Annotated in this window: 13 protein-coding genes; 6 read left to right on the forward strand and 7 right to left on the reverse strand. The window is 61.3% G+C overall.

The window, feature by feature from the left end:
- Window positions 1-25: 25 nt before the first annotated feature.
- The 4 genes from AB7M25_RS24725 to cmoB all read left to right on the forward strand — a co-directional run bounded on the left by AB7M25_RS24725 (window position 26) and on the right by cmoB (window position 2,930).
- Complete coding sequence (locus AB7M25_RS24725; protein ID WP_429385673.1) at window positions 26-418, forward strand: protease inhibitor I42 family protein; 393 nt, start codon at window positions 26-28, stop codon at window positions 416-418.
- Between the two features lie 2 nt (window positions 419-420).
- Complete coding sequence (locus AB7M25_RS24730; protein WP_454238102.1) at window positions 421-1,056, forward strand: lysoplasmalogenase; 636 nt, start codon at window positions 421-423, stop codon at window positions 1,054-1,056.
- 177 nt (window positions 1,057-1,233) lie between these two features.
- Window positions 1,234-1,977 carry a carboxy-S-adenosyl-L-methionine synthase CmoA gene (gene cmoA / locus AB7M25_RS24735; RefSeq protein ID WP_015093665.1) on the forward strand — a complete coding sequence of 248 codons (744 nt, stop codon included), beginning with the start codon at window positions 1,234-1,236 and terminating at the stop codon, window positions 1,975-1,977.
- Complete coding sequence (gene cmoB, locus AB7M25_RS24740; RefSeq protein WP_454238103.1) at window positions 1,974-2,930, forward strand: tRNA 5-methoxyuridine(34)/uridine 5-oxyacetic acid(34) synthase CmoB; 957 nt, start codon at window positions 1,974-1,976, stop codon at window positions 2,928-2,930. The genes cmoA and cmoB overlap by 4 nt, the downstream gene beginning before the upstream one ends.
- A 135-nt stretch (window positions 2,931-3,065) precedes the next feature.
- On the opposite strand, the gene tadA is transcribed toward cmoB, so the two are convergent.
- Window positions 3,066-3,563, reverse strand: coding sequence for a tRNA adenosine(34) deaminase TadA (gene tadA, locus AB7M25_RS24745; protein ID WP_429385665.1), 498 nt, complete (start codon window positions 3,561-3,563; stop codon window positions 3,066-3,068).
- Window positions 3,563-4,939, reverse strand: coding sequence for a multicopper oxidase family protein (locus AB7M25_RS24750; protein WP_454238104.1), 1,377 nt, complete (start codon window positions 4,937-4,939; stop codon window positions 3,563-3,565). Before AB7M25_RS24750 ends, tadA begins: the two co-directional genes overlap by 1 nt.
- A 219-nt stretch (window positions 4,940-5,158) precedes the next feature.
- Here AB7M25_RS24750 and AB7M25_RS24755 point away from each other — a divergent pair, with 219 nt between their 5' ends.
- Together AB7M25_RS24755 and AB7M25_RS24760 are read left to right on the forward strand one after the other, a co-directional pair.
- Window positions 5,159-9,250 carry a membrane-targeted effector domain-containing toxin gene (locus AB7M25_RS24755; protein WP_454238105.1) on the forward strand — a complete coding sequence of 1,364 codons (4,092 nt, stop codon included), beginning with the start codon at window positions 5,159-5,161 and terminating at the stop codon, window positions 9,248-9,250.
- Entirely contained in the window at window positions 9,222-9,701 is a 480-nt protein-coding gene (locus AB7M25_RS24760) for a hypothetical protein (RefSeq protein WP_454238106.1), read from the forward strand. The genes AB7M25_RS24755 and AB7M25_RS24760 overlap by 29 nt, the downstream gene beginning before the upstream one ends.
- Before the next feature lie 84 nt (window positions 9,702-9,785).
- Here AB7M25_RS24760 and guaA read toward each other — a convergent pair whose 3' ends face one another.
- From guaA to AB7M25_RS24785, 5 genes are all read right to left on the reverse strand, one after another.
- Window positions 9,786-11,363 (reverse strand): glutamine-hydrolyzing GMP synthase, encoded by a 1,578-nt coding sequence (gene guaA / locus AB7M25_RS24765; RefSeq protein ID WP_007973927.1) that lies wholly within the window; start codon window positions 11,361-11,363, stop codon window positions 9,786-9,788.
- A 98-nt stretch (window positions 11,364-11,461) separates the two neighbouring features.
- Complete coding sequence (gene guaB / locus AB7M25_RS24770; RefSeq protein ID WP_015093660.1) at window positions 11,462-12,931, reverse strand: IMP dehydrogenase; 1,470 nt, start codon at window positions 12,929-12,931, stop codon at window positions 11,462-11,464.
- Between the two features lie 207 nt (window positions 12,932-13,138).
- Window positions 13,139-13,687 (reverse strand): hypothetical protein, encoded by a 549-nt coding sequence (locus AB7M25_RS24775; RefSeq protein ID WP_007973932.1) that lies wholly within the window; start codon window positions 13,685-13,687, stop codon window positions 13,139-13,141.
- A gap of 201 nt (window positions 13,688-13,888) precedes the next feature.
- The gene (gene purT, locus AB7M25_RS24780; RefSeq protein WP_007982831.1) at window positions 13,889-15,070 is read right to left on the reverse strand and encodes a formate-dependent phosphoribosylglycinamide formyltransferase; all 1,182 of its coding nucleotides are present in this window, start codon (window positions 15,068-15,070) and stop codon (window positions 13,889-13,891) included.
- 77 nt (window positions 15,071-15,147) lie between these two features.
- Window positions 15,148-15,615, reverse strand: coding sequence for a VUT family protein (locus tag AB7M25_RS24785; protein WP_104450762.1), 468 nt, complete (start codon window positions 15,613-15,615; stop codon window positions 15,148-15,150).
- Window positions 15,616-15,647: the final 32 nt, after the last annotated feature.

Consider the following 15,647-nt stretch of genomic DNA (forward strand, 5'->3'; position numbering starts at 1 on the left):
CGTGAACGCCGGAGCCCCCGACCCTATGTCCTCCATTCGCCTGTTTGTCCCCCTCGCCCTCGCCTTGCTGGCCGCATGCGCCACGCAACCTGCACACAACGTGACCGTGGAAAAACAGAGCGAATGCCCGGTGAAACTCACCAACGGGCAAAACCTGATCCTGACCCTGCCGAGCAATCCGACCACGGGTTATCGCTGGGCGATCCAGGATTCGGCCGGCGGCGTACTGCACGCCTTGGGGCCAGAGGTGTATCGAAATCCGGAAGATGCCGGCATCGTTGGTTCGGCCGGGGTTTCCACCTGGCGCTTCCAGGCTTTTGCGACCGGCACGGGACGTCTGCGCCTGACCTCGCAACAGCCGTGGGCCCCGGAAGTGCTGCCGGTGGACTCGTTCGACTGCGCGATCTCGGTTAACTGACCGTGGGCTGGCTGATTCTGGCGCTGATGGGCGCGGTGACCTTTCTTTATGGCCTGAGCGTGCATGCCTCCATGCTGTGCCTGCTGGTCAAGCCGTTGCCGGTGCTGGCCTTGCTCGGCTGGCTGCACGACGCACCACCCGGCGAATATCGGCGCTGGATCAGCCTGGGCCTGATTTTCTCCTTGATCGGCGACGTGTTGCTGGCCTTGCCGGGGGACTTGTTCGTGTTCGGCCTCGGCGCATTTCTGGTCGCCCACCTGGCGTATCTGAAAGCCTACTTGAGCGATTGCCGGCGTCTGGCTCTTTTACCCCTGATCTTCGCCCTCGGCGTTGGTGCGGTGCTGTTGGGGATCCTGATTTCTCATGGACTGGGGCCACTCCTGGTTCCGGTGATCGTCTACGGCCTGGCGATCAGCGCCATGCTCTGGCGCGCGCTGGCGCGGCTTGGCAGTGATGTGCCCAAGCGTTCGGCCTTGCTGGCTGCCGGTGGTGCGGTGGCCTTTGTGTTTTCGGACAGTGTGATTGGCATCAGCCGTTTTGTGGTGCCGTTCGATGCGGCGCCTTACGTGATCATCCTCAGCTATTGGCTGGGGCAGTGGGGTATCACGGCATCGGCGTTCGATCAGAAACAGCGCTGAACCTGTAGGAGCCGGCTTGCCGGCGATAGCGCCCTTCATGACGCCATCGCCGGCAAGCCGGGCTCCTACAAAGGACATTGTGGGTCGATGACTGCGCCGCTTTATCAGACAACCCGCGCATCCCCGCGCCAACTTGGCTAAAATGCCGGCCTTTTCACCGATACCGCTGGAACCGCCGTGAGCAAAGAACCCGATCGCCTTTTCGCCCAGCCTTTGGCCCAGGTGCCTGACTTCGCCTTTAACGAGGACGTGGTGCGGGTGTTCCCGGACATGATCAAGCGCTCGGTGCCGGGCTATCCGACCATCGTCGAAAACCTCGGCGTGCTCGCCGCGCAGTTCGCCCAACCAGGCAGCGTGCTCTACGACCTGGGCTCGTCGCTGGGTGCCGTGACCCAGGCCCTGCGCCGGCATGTGCGCACCGACGGTTGCCGCGTCATCGCTGTGGATAACTCCGCCGCCATGGTCGAGCGCTGCCGCGAATACCTCAATGGCCAGGACTCGATGTTCCAGGAGTTACTGCCGGTCGAGGTGATCGAGGGCGACATCCTGGCGCTGGAGTTCCAGCCGGCTTCGGTGGTGGCGTTGAACTTCACCCTGCAATTCATCGCTCCGGACCAACGCACCGCACTTTTGACACGTATCCGTCAGTCGCTGTTGCCCGGCGGTGCCCTGATCCTCTCGGAAAAACTGCGCTTCGAAGACGAGCAGGAACACGCGTTGCTCACCGACCTGCACATCGCCTTCAAACGCGCCAACGGCTACAGCGAGCTGGAAATCGCCCAGAAGCGCAGCGCCATCGAAAACGTCATGAAGCCCGACAGCCTCGAAGAACACCGCGAACGCCTGTTGGCCGCCGGGTTCTCGAAAGTCGTGCCGTGGTTCCAGTGTCTTAACTTTGCCTCGTTGATTGCCCTGCCATGATTGATCTGTCTCCCCTCGCCCGCCGTCTGGCCGGCACGCCGCTGGCCGAATGGGCCAACACCCTGCAGGCACAACTCGACAAGAAAATGGAAAAGGGCCATGGCGACCTGGAGCGCTGGCAAAGCGCGCTGGACGCCCTGCCAAAGATCCAGCCGAGCGAAGTCGATTTGCTCAACGGCCTGAAGCTGGACACCGATTGCGACGAGGATACCCGCGCGCAAATGCGTTCCGCGTTGATGGGCCTGTCGCCGTGGCGCAAGGGGCCGTTCGACCTGTTCGGTGTGCACGTCGACACCGAATGGCGCTCGGACTGGAAGTGGTCGCGGGTCGCCCCGCATCTGGACCTGGCGGGCAAGCGCATCCTCGATGTCGGCTGCGGCAACGGCTACTACATGTGGCGCATGCTCGGCGCCGGTGCCGACAGCGTGATCGGTGTCGACCCGAACTGGCTGTTCTTCTGCCAGTTCCAGGCGGTGCAGCGCTACTTGTCCGAGCCGAACGCCTGGCACCTGCCCTTCCCGTTCGAAGACCTGCCGCCGAACCTCGAAGGCTTCGACACGGTGTTTTCCATGGGTGTGTTCTACCACCGCCGCTCGCCCATCGAGCATTTGCTGGCGCTGAAGGACTGCCTGGTCAAGGGCGGCGAGCTGGTGCTGGAAACGCTGGTGGTCGAAGGCGATAAACACCAGGTGCTGGTGCCGGAAGACCGCTACGCGCAGATGCGCAACGTATGGTTCCTGCCGTCGGTGCCGGCGCTGGAGTTGTGGCTGCGACGTGCTGGGTTCAGCGATGTGAGGTGCGTGGATGTGAGCACGACCACCGTCGAGGAACAGCGTGGCACCGAGTGGATGAAGTATCAGTCGCTAAGCGATTTTCTGGATCCCGAGGATCACAGCAAGACGATTGAAGGGCTGCCGGCGCCGATGCGGGCGGTGATCGTCGCGAAAAAGTAACCGATCTCTCCCAGACACTGCAAAAACCTGTGGGAGCTGGCTTGCCAGCGATAGCGGTGGTTCAGTCGACATCAATGTTTGATGTACCGACGCCATCGCTGGCAAGCCAGCTCCCACAGGGAATGGTGGCGTGGTTCAGAGGGCGGGCTTTGCACGCCGGGCCTTGAAGAACTCGCTCAACACCGCCCCGCACTCCTGCGCCAACACCCCACCCTCATGCAACACCCGGTGATTCAAAAAGCCCTGGGTAAAGAACTGCCCCTGGCTCTGCACAATCCCCGCCTTCGGCTCCAGCGCGCCATACACCACCCGCGTGATCCGCGAATGCACGATCAGCCCGGCGCACATGCTGCACGGCTCCAGCGTCACATACAGCGTGCTGCCGGGCAGGCGATAGTTGCTGACAGCCTCGGCGGCGGCGCGAATCGCGACCATCTCGGCGTGGGCACTGGGATCGCTGGTACTGATCGGGCAATTGAAGCCACGCCCGATGATTTCACCGTCCTGCACCAGCACCGCGCCCACCGGCACTTCGCCCAGGGCCGCACCTTGGGCGGCCAGGGCCAGGGCTTCACGCATGAATTCGCGATCACGGCTGCGGTCGATGATAGCGGCGGGACGAATCTGACGCATCACGCCACCTCGATGGCGGCCATCAGGCCGGTTTCCATGTGATCGATCACATGGCAGTGGAACATCCAGACCCCGGGATTATCCGCCACCAACGCCACTTGCGCGCGCTCGTTCTTGCCCAGCAGATACGTGTCGGTGAAGTACGGAATCACCTTGTGCCGGTTCGAGGCGATGACCTTGAAGCTCATGCCGTGCAGGTGAATCGGGTGCTGATACTGGGTCATGTTCTTCAATTCGAAAATGTAGCTCTTGCCCTTTTCCAGCTTGGCAATCGGGCGGTCGGCGCAGGTCTTGTCGGTGATGTCCCAGGCCTTGCCGTTGATCTGCCACAGGCTCGGCGGCTTGCCGTTGTCGACGTTGACCGACACCGAGCCGACCCATTCGAAATTGAAGTTGAGTTTCTCGGCATTGGCCAGGTCCGGCTCGGCAATCGGGTTGGCCGGCAGTGCCGGCGGCCATTCGCTGGGTGCGTCGGTATTGGCCACTGAACGCAAGGTACCCAGGCGCACCGGGCCGTTGCGCAAGGACAATTCTTCACCGGCCGGCGGCGCCTTGATCGCCAGGCAAATACGCATGCCGGGGCCGAGCCAGTATTCCTTGCCCAGCGGGCGCGGTTCGATGGGGTTGCCGTCCAGCGCGTAGATCTGCGCTTCGACGCCGGGAATGTTCAGGCGATAGGTCAGGGTGTTGTCGAGGTTGAGAATGCGCACCCGGGTGATCTGCCCCGCCGGCAAGTCGATCACCGCCTGCGACACACCGTTGATGGTCGCCAGGCGCCCCGCCGTGCCGCCACGGGCCGCTTCCCGGGGAATGCTGAACTCGACGAAATTGCCGACCTCGTCGACATGCCAGCTCTTCAGGCTCAGGGTCTTTTCGTACTTGAAACCGGTGGGTTCGCGCTCCTCGATGATCAGCGGGCCGACCAGGCCACGGCCGAGTTCTTCGCTGCTGTTCACATGCGGGTGATACCAGTAGCTGCCGGCATCCGGTACACGGAATTTGTAGTCGAAATACTCGCCCGGCAGCACCGGCAATTGCGAGACGTAGGGTACGCCGTCCATTTCCAGCGGCAGGCGGATGCCGTGCCAGTGAATGGTGGTCGCCACCGGCAGGTGGTTGATGAAGCGCACCCGCAACCATTCACCCTGGCGCACCCGCAACTCGGTGCCCGGCGCCGACGGGCCGAAGGCCCAGGCCTGGGTCTTGTGCCCGGCCACCAATTCCACGTCCAACGGCGCGGCGATCAACTCGTAGTCGTGACCGGCATCCGCGTCGGCCATCTTGCCCAGCCAGTAGCGTGACGCACCACCCGCTCCCACGCCAACCACCACAAGACCGGCCAGACCACCGAGTATTTGTCGACGGGAAAAGGACATTAACCAACCACCTCGCGAATCGGACGGGCCCCTGGAGCCCGCAAAAGGCGAATACGATACACCTGCGATTGCGAAACAGTAAGGGCAGCGCAGCGGATGGACGCAGATGGCCTTGTCTCTACACCCATTCCGCGGACAAAGAGACATAACTATGCAGTGCATTTTCATCGAACGAGGGCAGCATCCTCGGCATTCGAATTCTCAAGGAAAGAGAGTGCAATGAACTCGACACAAACCCAGCCGTTGCCCAACGCCGCCGACAAGGCCGCCCTCAAGGCAATCGCCACCACCGTGATCCAGACCTGCCCGAGCCTGCAGGACACAGCCCATGAAGTCGCCAGCGATTTGCTGAAGAAGTACCACGTCACCGGCCTCGATCCGGACAAGGTCTATTTCCACCGCTTCGACGCTTCCCAGAGCAGCTCGAAAGCCTTCACTGGCTGGGAGCATGTGCACGCGACGCCAACCTCGACCATGACCCTGACGCAGCTGGTGATCCAGCGTTTTCGGGTCGGCGACCAGGACAACGCCGACCTGCTCGACGTGTACGGCGGCTTCTATACCGCAGGGCCCCACGCCGACACCTACAACGAAAGCAACGAAGTGCGCCTGCATGGCAACGAAGTGCTGAAGGACTTCTGGAACATCAATTTCAGCTCGCTGTACGAGGAGCGACTGACCACCTTCTGGAGCGATTCCGGCGACGATTTCCGCACCCTGGCCAAATGCAACTTCCTCATCAAAGCCGTGCAGGCGCGGGATAAAAGCCAGTTGAGCGACGAGGACTTCCAGTTCATCACCCAAGCCGTCATCGGCCCAATCACCTGGCCCGTCAGCCTCAAGATGCTGCAAGCACAACACCCTTGCACCGGTAACGTTCGCAGCCTCGATGTGGCGGGCTACGTCGCCATCAATGCGCTGCGCTTCGTCGCGCCCAAGGGTCGGCAGATCGTTTACCTGCCCGGTGAGCTCAACGCGTTCAAAGTATTGGAAACCGCGACGGACATGCACTTCTGGGTGTTGCAGCAGATGAACAAAAAACAAGTGCGCCAGCAGTTCATGACGCACTTCTCCCAGGCTGACCGACAGGCAATCGACGAGAACATCACCGACCTCATGAACCGGCTGGTGAGCACCTGGGGCCAGTACGACCATCACCTGATCAACCAGGAAAATCAGGTCGTCAGCGGGGATGCCTTCACCTGGTTGCGCGATTCGACCAAGGACGCGATGTTCGCCGAAGCCGCGCTCTCGTTGACCTCCAATGGCGATTTGCGCAAAAAGCTCTGGCTTGGCTACCTCAGCGCTGGCGTAAAGGTGTTCGGGCCGATGGCGGTGGTCGGTTGGCCCGTCGCCCTGCCCGTGATCGGCGCCAGCATCGCCAGCATCGGTCTGAACATCGATCAGGCGGTAAATGGCAAAACCACTCAAGAGCGCAAGGCCGGGATTCTCGGAGCCGTGCTCAGCGGTATTGATTTGCTGTTCAACCTGCTCGTCCTCAAGGGGCCGGGTTCACTAGAGGACGTCGGACCGCAAATCGAAGCAGCTGAAGCGAAGGAAATGTCCGATCTGATTGAACCGACCCAACCCACGGCTGAGCCAACACCGAGCGAAACCGGCCTGCCCGCCGAGCGCACGCCAACGGTGCCGGACAGCTTCAGGATCGACGTCCCGTTGTCCGAGGACACACTGATGCGAGAGCCCGGCAAGTTCCAGGGTATTCATCAGCTCGCTTCCAACCCTTCCACCGCGATCGAGTTCAACGACGGCGCGTACTTCGTGCGCTACGAAAGCGACCTCAACGGTCGCGGCAACTGGGCAATCATCGACCCGGCCAAGCCCAACGCGTTTTCCGGTTCGATTCCCGTGCGCCTGGGCACCGAAGGCAAGTGGGAAGTCATCCCGCGTCTGGGGTTGCAGGGCGGTATGGACGTGCCGTCCGCTCCTGATGCAGGTGCAACAGGCGAACCCGTCGTCGAGGAGTGGGCACGAGCACAGGGCATTCATGTGCCAGGGCTTGATGACCCCGAAATGAGAAGTTGGGCACTCGGCGGTGCCGAGGTGCGCACGGCATTCACCACCGAATCAGGGGCAACTGTCTCGGTGAGCGAGTTCGATCTGGCCCAGGATGAACCTCGTAGAAACCTGATCAGCGACGCCAACGCATATTACGAACTTCATCCGCCGACTTTCCGTCTGCCGAGACCGTCTGCCGAATTGATCGAAACGCCCACTCAATTGTTCGAAACCGCGTTCGAAAGCAAGCCGGGGCTGATCTTCGGCGAGAGCCGCGGCGCCATCGGCAGCAAACAACTCCTGATCAAGAACATGCCGGAGCTGGCTCGGCGTGGGGTCAAGACGCTGTACCTGCAGGAACTGCTGGCGAACGCCAATCAGCTCGACCTGGACGCCTTCGCCCGCAGCGGAGAAATGTCCGAAGAACTGGAAAACTACCTGAACAAACTCGACGTGAAGGCCGGTAATGATCCCGAAGGTCAATTCAACCTCAAGCAGCTGGTGAAAGCGGCCAATGCCCAGCGCATCCGGGTGCAGGCCATCGACATGTCCACCACCTACAACGTCAATGACGACCCGTTCGACCCGGAACCGCATAACCAGATGGTGCGAGGTTTTTTCGCCAGTGAGGTGATCAACTTCAACGAACAACTGAAGGGTCCGGCGAAATGGGTTGCCTTGGTCAATCAAGAAAACATGACGGCATTCAGAGGCTACCAAGGCATCAGCGAACAGACCGATGCGTTGAGCGTGCGCATCGCTGACGTCACGCCTGGACGGGCGCTGCCTGTCAGTTCCGATCCCGGGCTGACGGTGGAGTTTGCCGACTATCCTGACTCCCCTGTTTATGAAACGGACGGTGTGGCCGATCCCGACAGCATCCAGGCCCAAATCAAAGGCGACTGGTGTGTGCAAGTGGAAACCCCATGGGCCTACAGAACGCCACAAGACCTGCGGGCGCTGTTGCCGGAACCGGGCATGTTCACCTTCCAGCGCTACCGCAGCAGCGTGCTGGTGGTTTATCGCAACGCCGAAGGGCGCATGGCCGACAGTGTTATCCGTTTGACACCCGGCGGCAGGATCAATCTGGATACCCCGCTCGCGCCGACCTACGAGTCCATGACGGTGGATACCTACGAGGAACTGAAACAGGCACTGATCGCAAAAGGCATGCAGCCAATGGGCTGGCCAGTACTTCAAGACGTGGCACAGGCGCTGCCTGACATCCCGCGACCGACCATTCCGTCCAACTGGCAGGCCAATGAGTTGCTCGAAGGGGAAACGGTCGGCAGTGAACCGGGAAAATTCCAGGGCATCTATCAACTCAATTCCAACCCCGCCAACGCCATCATGCTGGACCACACGCCTTACTACGTTCGCTGGGAGGCCGAGCCCAACGGCGGCGGGCATTGGGCTGTCATCGACCCGCAAAACCCCCATGCTTTCACCGACTCGATCCCGGTGCGCCTGAACGCCGAGGGTGAATGGCAAACCCTGCCACGCGGCGGGCTCAACGGCGGCGGCAAGACGCCCGTGCCGCGCTTGCCCGCCTCCGAGTACGACATGCCCGAGTCGTTGAGGGCCGAACTGAAAAGCGGCGCGAACGGGCAGGACGACGAGTCGTTGCGCGACTTCTACGACAGTCTCGACGAACACGATCCCTACCGGGATTTCAAGAAAATCAGGAAACGCCTGCACCGCGATGCCCTGCGCTTTTTCGCCGAGCTTCAACTGCCCGCACGCCCGCCAATTCCAGCCCTCAGTCCCGACGCCACTGCCGAAGAAATCATCGAGAAAATCCTCGAGCACGCCCGAGGCCTGGTCATCGGCGAAAGCCACAGTTCCATCGCCAGCAAACAGTGGCTGATCGAGAACATGGAGCTGCTCGCCAACAAAAACGTGAAGACCCTGTACATGGAACACCTGCTGACCGATTTCCATCAGGCGGCGCTGGATTCGTTTTTCGAGACGGGCACGATGGCGAAGGACCTGGAGACCTACCTTAACGCGCTCGATGTCGGCAACATCACCGACCCGTTGGGACGCGATACGTTTCTGCAACTGGTCAAACAGGCCCGCCGTTTCAAGATTCGTGTGCAGGCCATCGATTGCATGGCGAGCTACCGGCTCAACGGCATGGAGAAGATCGGACCACTCGAACCTGCCGTTGAGCCAACCGCGCGGCAGAAAATGATGAACTACTACGCCCGCTCGATCATCCGCAGCGACCAGGCCCCTGCGCGGCGCGCACAAATGGGTGGCGCTGATGGGCAACTCCCACTCCAACACCTTTGAAGGCGTGGCGGGAGTCAGCGAACTGGAGGAAGCCATCGGCATTCGTGTTGAAGACGTCGCCGAAGGGATTCCGGCAGGGATCGAGGCAGATCCGGGGAAAATCCTGCCCCTGGGCGGCACCGCGTTTGATCGCAGCGCGCTGGTCAGAGGTGATTTGCGCCTGCGAATCGAGACGCCATGGATAGCACAGACCATGTCGGAGATCGATACGGCCTTGCCCCAGCGCGGGATGTACACCTTGAAACTGCAACCGGGCATGACCTTCCTGGTTCATCGCAGCCGCAGCAATACGCTCGTGCGCACGCTCATCGAAAGCGATAACGGCCGCGTCTACATTGAGCGTCCGGACTGGCCTTCGGTCAGCGGCAAGCGCTTCACAAGCATCAAGGCGCTGCTCAATGGGCTGGATCAAATGGGCATGAAACTGGCCGGCTGGTCGAAACCGCTGTAACCGGCGCACAAAAAAGCCGTGTGAAATCAGATTTCACACGGCTTTCGCTGGTCCGGCGTTCAAGCCATCAAGGCTTGCCCGGGATCATTCCCACTCAATGGTCGCCGGCGGCTTGCTCGACACGTCGTAGGTGACGCGGGAGATGCCTTCGATTTCATTGATGATGCGGCCGGATACGGTCTCCAGCAGTTCGTAAGGCAGGTGTGCCCAACGCGCGGTCATGAAGTCGATGGTTTCCACGGCACGCAGGGCCACGACCCAGGCGTAACGACGGCCATCGCCCACCACGCCAACCGATTTCACCGGCTGGAACACCACGAAGGCCTGGCTGACCTTGTGGTACCAGTCGGCCTTGCGCAGTTCTTCGATGAAGATGTGGTCGGCACGACGCAGCAGGTCGGCGTATTCCTTCTTCACTTCACCGAGGATGCGCACACCCAGGCCCGGGCCCGGGAACGGGTGACGGTAGACCATGTCGTACGGCAGGCCCAGCTCGAGGCCCAGACGACGGACTTCGTCCTTGAACAGTTCCCGCAGTGGCTCGACCAGTTTCAGGTTCATCTCTTCCGGCAGGCCGCCCACGTTGTGGTGCGACTTGATCACGTGGGCCTTGCCGCTTTTCGCGCCAGCCGACTCGATCACGTCCGGGTAGATGGTGCCCTGGGCCAGGTACTTGATGTTGTCCAGCTTGCAGGATTCGGCATCGAACACGTCGATGAAGGTGCGGCCGATGATCTTGCGCTTCTTCTCCGGGTCGGCTTCGCCGGCCAGGTTGTTGAGGAACTGGTCCTCGGCATTGGCGCGGATCACCTTGACGCCCATGTTCTCGGCGAACATGGCCATCACCTGCTCGCCTTCGTGCAGGCGCAGCAGGCCGTTGTCGACGAACACGCAGGTCAGCTGGTCGCCGATGGCCTTGTGCAGCAGTGCGGCAACCACGGACGAGTCAACACCGCCGGACAGGCCGAGCAGGACGTTGTCGGTGCCGACCTGGGCGCGAACCTGGGCGATGGCGTCTTCAGCGATCTTCGACGGGGTCCACAGGGCTTCGCACTCGCAGATGTCGAGGATGAAGCGCGACAGGATGCGACCGCCCTGCTTGGTGTGGGTCACTTCCGGGTGGAACTGCACGCCGTAGTAACGACGCTCGTCGCTGAACATGCCGGCGATCGGGCAGCTCGGGGTGCTGGCCAGGATGTGGAAGTCTTCCGGCATCCGGGTGACCTTGTCACCGTGGCTCATCCATACGTCGAGGCCGAACAGGCCGTCGGCGTCGATGTGGTCTTCAATGCCGTCGAGCAGACGGCTCTTGCCGACCACGTCAACGCGGGCATAACCGAACTCACGCAGCTCGGAACCTTCAACCTTGCCGCCCAGTTGTTCGGCCATGGTCTGCATGCCGTAGCAGATACCGAAGACCGGCACGCCCAGGTCGAAAACGGCTTGCGGGCAGCGAGGGCTGTTGGCTTCGTGAACCGACTCCGGGCCACCGGCGAGGATGACGCCTTTAGGAGCGAATTCGCGGATCGCATCTTCGTCCATGTCGAACGGATGCAGTTCGCAATACACGCCGATTTCACGCACGCGGCGGGCGATCAGCTGGGTGTACTGGGAACCGAAGTCGAGGATCAGGATGCGGTGAGCGTGAATGTCGAGGGCCATGATTCAGTCTCGTCTAAAAAATTCGGAAACAGTCGTGATTCAGAAACAACTCGGGGCTGAATAAAACAGCCCCGGTCGTTAACTTTTTGCTGGAAGGCTCAACCTACGCGGTAGTTTGGCGCTTCCTTGGTGATCTGCACGTCGTGGACGTGGGACTCGGCCATGCCGGCGCCGGTGATCCGCACGAACTCGGGTTTGGTGCGCATCTCTTCGATGTTGGCGCTACCGGTGTAGCCCATGGAAGAACGCAGGCCGCCCATCAGTTGATGGATGATGGCGCTCAGGGTGCCCTTGTACGGAACACGCCCTTCGATGCCTTCCGGAACCAGCTTCTCGGCGCCTGCCGAGGAGTCCTGGAAGTAACGGTCGGAGGAACCCTGGGCCTGGGACATGGCGCCCAGCGAACCCATGCCGCGATAAGCCTTGTACGAACGACCCTGGAACAGTTCGATTTCGCCCGGCGCTTCTTCGGTACCGGCGAACATCGAGCCCATCATCACGCAGGAAGCACCGGCCACGATGGCCTTGGACAGGTCACCGGAGAAACGGATGCCGCCGTCGGCGATCAACGGCACGCCCGTGCCTTCAAGGGCAGCGGCGACGTTGGCGATGGCACTGATTTGCGGTACGCCGACACCGGCGACGATACGGGTGGTGCAGATCGAGCCAGGGCCGATACCGACCTTGACCGCGTCAGCGCCGGCTTCGGCCAGGGCCTTGGCGGCAGCGCCGGTGGCGATGTTGCCGCCGATGACCTGCACTTCAGGGAAGTTCTGCTTGACCCAGCGAACGCGGTCGATCACGCCTTTGGAGTGACCGTGAGCGGTGTCGACCACCACCACGTCAACGCCGGCGTTGACCAGGGCAGCGACGCGGTCACCGGTGTCTTTACCGGTACCGACGGCAGCGCCAACGCGCAGACGACCTTGATCGTCCTTGCTGGCTAGCGGGTAAGCCTTGGCTTTTTCGATGTCGTTGACGGTCATCATGCCTTTGAGGGCGAACTTGTCGTCGACGATCAGCACGCGCTCGATGCGGTGCTTGTGCAGCAGTTCACGCACATCGTTCTTGTCGGCGCCTTCCTTGACCGTGACCAGACGCTCTTTAGGCGTCATCACTTCACGGACAGTGGCTTCCAGACGATTCTCGAAACGCACGTCACGGGAGGTGACAATGCCGACCAGGTCGCCATTGTGCAGCACCGGAACGCCGGAGATGTTGTGCATGCGGGTCAGTTCGAACAAGTCACGCACCGTGGCATCAGCCTCGATGGTGATCGGGTCTTTTACGACGCCGGCTTCGAACTTCTTGACCTTGCGGACTTCGGCAGCTTGCTGCTCGATGGTCATGTTCTTGTGGATGATGCCGATACCACCTTCCTGAGCCATGGCAATTGCCAGACGGGCTTCAGTGACGGTGTCCATGGCGGCGGAGACCAGTGGAATATTCAGCTCGATGCCACGGGTAAGGCGGGTCTTGAGACTGACTTCGTTAGGAAGCACCTCGGAATAACCGGGCACTAGGAGAATGTCGTCGAATGTCAGAGCTTCTTGGCTGATACGCAGCATCGCGGGGGCTCCCGAGCGGGAAAATGGAAGCGCGCCATTATAGTCAGACACCCCCTCGGGTTCAATGTAAAACTCTGACTATTATTGGCATTACTGACATACGGGGATTTGAAGCGCATCGCTGGCAAGCCAGCTCCTACAGAATCACCACGTACCTGTAGGAGCTGGCTTGCCAGCGAAGAACGATAACGCGGTCCAACAGCCGCATCACAACTCGACCTTGACCCAACTGACCGGTTGATCGAGCCAGTCGGCGAACTCGTCGAGAAAGCTTTGCTTGAACCCGGCTTCGGCCCAGTTGTTGAAGATGAATCCGAGGTTGGAGAAGCCGCATTCCTGCAGGAACAGAAAGCCGTTGATATCGTCTTCATGCCCGCATTCCGGACAGGTGAAGTTATCGGTGCGCCCCGGCATCCAGTCTTCCAGGCTTTCGAACAGCGCTTCACCGACTTCCTTGCGACACTCGGCGCAGCCGGCTTCTTCAAGGAAACCCTTGGCCGGCGTATAGATGCAGCGTTTGGTAATGATCTCCAGGCCATTGACCGGCTCGCCGAACGGCAGGGCTTCGGGGTGCAGAACCACTGCGCGGGCACCGTCGGCGATGGCATGGGCCATGCGATTGCCGGTGCGGCCACAGGTGGTCAGTTCTTCCTGGATGATGTTCTTGCGCACCAGCCAGCGCACAACGGCCCGGGCCCGGGGCTCGTGCACCGGCAGGGTGGAGATTTTCGGGACGATGATGCTTTGGGAATTCATGGGGTACAGGCCTGGAGCATTGATGAAGGGTCTTGGGCATCCACAAATTATAGGTCGACCCCGACCTGATGCCTGGCACCGATCCTGTGGGAGCGGGCTTGCCCGCGAAGACGGTGGGTCAGTCAACACCTATGTTTGATGTGCCGACGCCTTCGCGGGCAAGCCCGCTCCCACAGGGATTGCAGACTTGCCCGAGAAGTTTTACAGCTCTACCACAACCGCCTGCGAAGCACGGGTCGCCTTGGCGCGGGCGGCTTCGATCGACTCGTCGCGCGCCAGGGCCACGCCCATGCGACGCTGGCCGTTGACTTCAGGCTTTCCAAACAGACGCAGCGCGGTATCCGGCTCGCTCAAGGCGGCGCCCAGGTTGGCGAAAGCGGTCTGGGTCGACTGCCCTTCCACCAGAATCACCGCCGAAGCCGATGGCCCGAACTGACGGATCAACGGGATCGGCAGGCCGAGAATGGCCCGTGCATGCAGGGCGAACTGCGACAGGTCCTGGGAGATCAGCGTGACCAGACCGGTGTCGTGCGGGCGCGGCGAGACTTCGCTGAACCACACCTGGTCACCCTTGATGAACAACTCGACACCAAACAGACCTCGGCCACCCAGGGCTTCGGTCACGGCTTTGGCGACGCGTTCGGATTCAGCCAGGGCAATCGGGCTCATGGCCTGTGGCTGCCAGGATTCCTGATAGTCACCCTTCTCCTGACGGTGACCGACCGGCGCGCAGAAGGTGGTGCCGCCAACGTGGCGCACGGTCAGCAGGGTGATTTCGTAGTCGAAATCGATGAAGCCTTCGATGATCACCCGACCTTTACCGGCACGGCCACCTTCCTGGGCGTAGTCCCAGGCTTTCTGCACGTCATCGACGCTGCGCAGCAGGCTCTGGCCCTTGCCCGAGGAACTCATGACCGGCTTGACCACGCATGGGAAACCGAGGTCTTCAACGGCTTTGCTGTAGTCCTCGAAGGTGTCGGCGAAGTGGTACGGCGAGGTCGGCAGGTCCAGCTCTTCAGCGGCCAGGCGACGGATGCCTTCGCGGTTCATGGTCAGTTGCGCGGCGCGGGCGGTCGGGATCACGGTGAAACCTTCAGCCTCCAGCTCCACCAGGGTCGCGGTGGCGATGGCTTCGATTTCCGGGACGATGAAATGCGGCTTCTCGGCCTCGATCACGGCACGCAGGGCAGCGCCATCGAGCATGTTGATCACGTGGCTGCGGTGCGCCACCTGCATGGCCGGCGCGTTGGCGTAGCGATCCACGGCAATCACTTCAACGCCCAGGCGTTGCAGCTCGATCACCACTTCCTTGCCCAACTCGCCACAGCCACACATCAATACGCGGGTCGCGGTGGGCGACAATGGAGTTCCGATACGGGTCATCTGAAGGTCCTCAAGAAGCGGATCATCGAGGGAAGCACGCTTCCCATGGGGAGAAAGCGCGGCATTTTACATGAACTTCAGCTGACGACAGCCTGTTTGCGCAGGCGCCAGGCCATGATCAGCCACACGGCGGTGACCCCGGCGAATTTCGAGCCCAGGGCGGTGAGGATCACCCCCGGCGTCAGGGCGTCGATCATGCCGAAAAAGATAAAGGTATCGAGGGGAATGCTCAGGGCGGAACTTATCCACAGGCGATCATGCAGCGGGCGCTTGGTGATGCTGAACACCAGCCAGTCGATGCACTCGGAAACCGCGAACGCCGTGGCGCTGGCCAGGGCGATGGACGGATCGGAGGTGGCGTAGGACAACACCAGCGCCACCAGCATCGCCACGAGGGCGCCATGCCCGAAACGGGTTTGCACCATGTCACGCAGGATAAACACCAGCCCGCCCCAGGCTGACCAGATGATGTCCAGGTGCGGCGCGGTGGAAAAGGCGAAGTTGATCAGCACGACGCTGCTGATGTAGGTGATCAGGAAGAGCATGGGAGCAGTAGTACCTGTCAATTTTGTGCACA

The organism is Pseudomonas sp. AP3_22 TE3818 (assembly GCF_053628995.1).

Coding starts and splice junctions, on each gene's coding strand:
- AB7M25_RS24725 (WP_429385673.1), top strand. CDS start 26: ATGTCCTCCATTCGCCTGTTTGTCCCCCTCGCCCTCGCCTTGCTGGCC.
- cmoB (WP_454238103.1), top strand. CDS start 1,974: ATGATTGATCTGTCTCCCCTCGCCCGCCGTCTGGCCGGCACGCCGCTG.
- tadA (WP_429385665.1), bottom strand. CDS start 3,563: ATGCGTCAGATTCGTCCCGCCGCTATCATCGACCGCAGCCGTGATCGC.
- AB7M25_RS24750 (WP_454238104.1), bottom strand. CDS start 4,939: ATGTCCTTTTCCCGTCGACAAATACTCGGTGGTCTGGCCGGTCTTGTG.
- AB7M25_RS24755 (WP_454238105.1), top strand. CDS start 5,159: ATGAACTCGACACAAACCCAGCCGTTGCCCAACGCCGCCGACAAGGCC.
- AB7M25_RS24760 (WP_454238106.1), top strand. CDS start 9,222: ATGGGCAACTCCCACTCCAACACCTTTGAAGGCGTGGCGGGAGTCAGC.
- guaA (WP_007973927.1), bottom strand. CDS start 11,363: ATGGCCCTCGACATTCACGCTCACCGCATCCTGATCCTCGACTTCGGT.
- guaB (WP_015093660.1), bottom strand. CDS start 12,931: ATGCTGCGTATCAGCCAAGAAGCTCTGACATTCGACGACATTCTCCTA.
- AB7M25_RS24775 (WP_007973932.1), bottom strand. CDS start 13,687: ATGAATTCCCAAAGCATCATCGTCCCGAAAATCTCCACCCTGCCGGTG.
- purT (WP_007982831.1), bottom strand. CDS start 15,070: ATGACCCGTATCGGAACTCCATTGTCGCCCACCGCGACCCGCGTATTG.
- AB7M25_RS24785 (WP_104450762.1), bottom strand. CDS start 15,615: ATGCTCTTCCTGATCACCTACATCAGCAGCGTCGTGCTGATCAACTTC.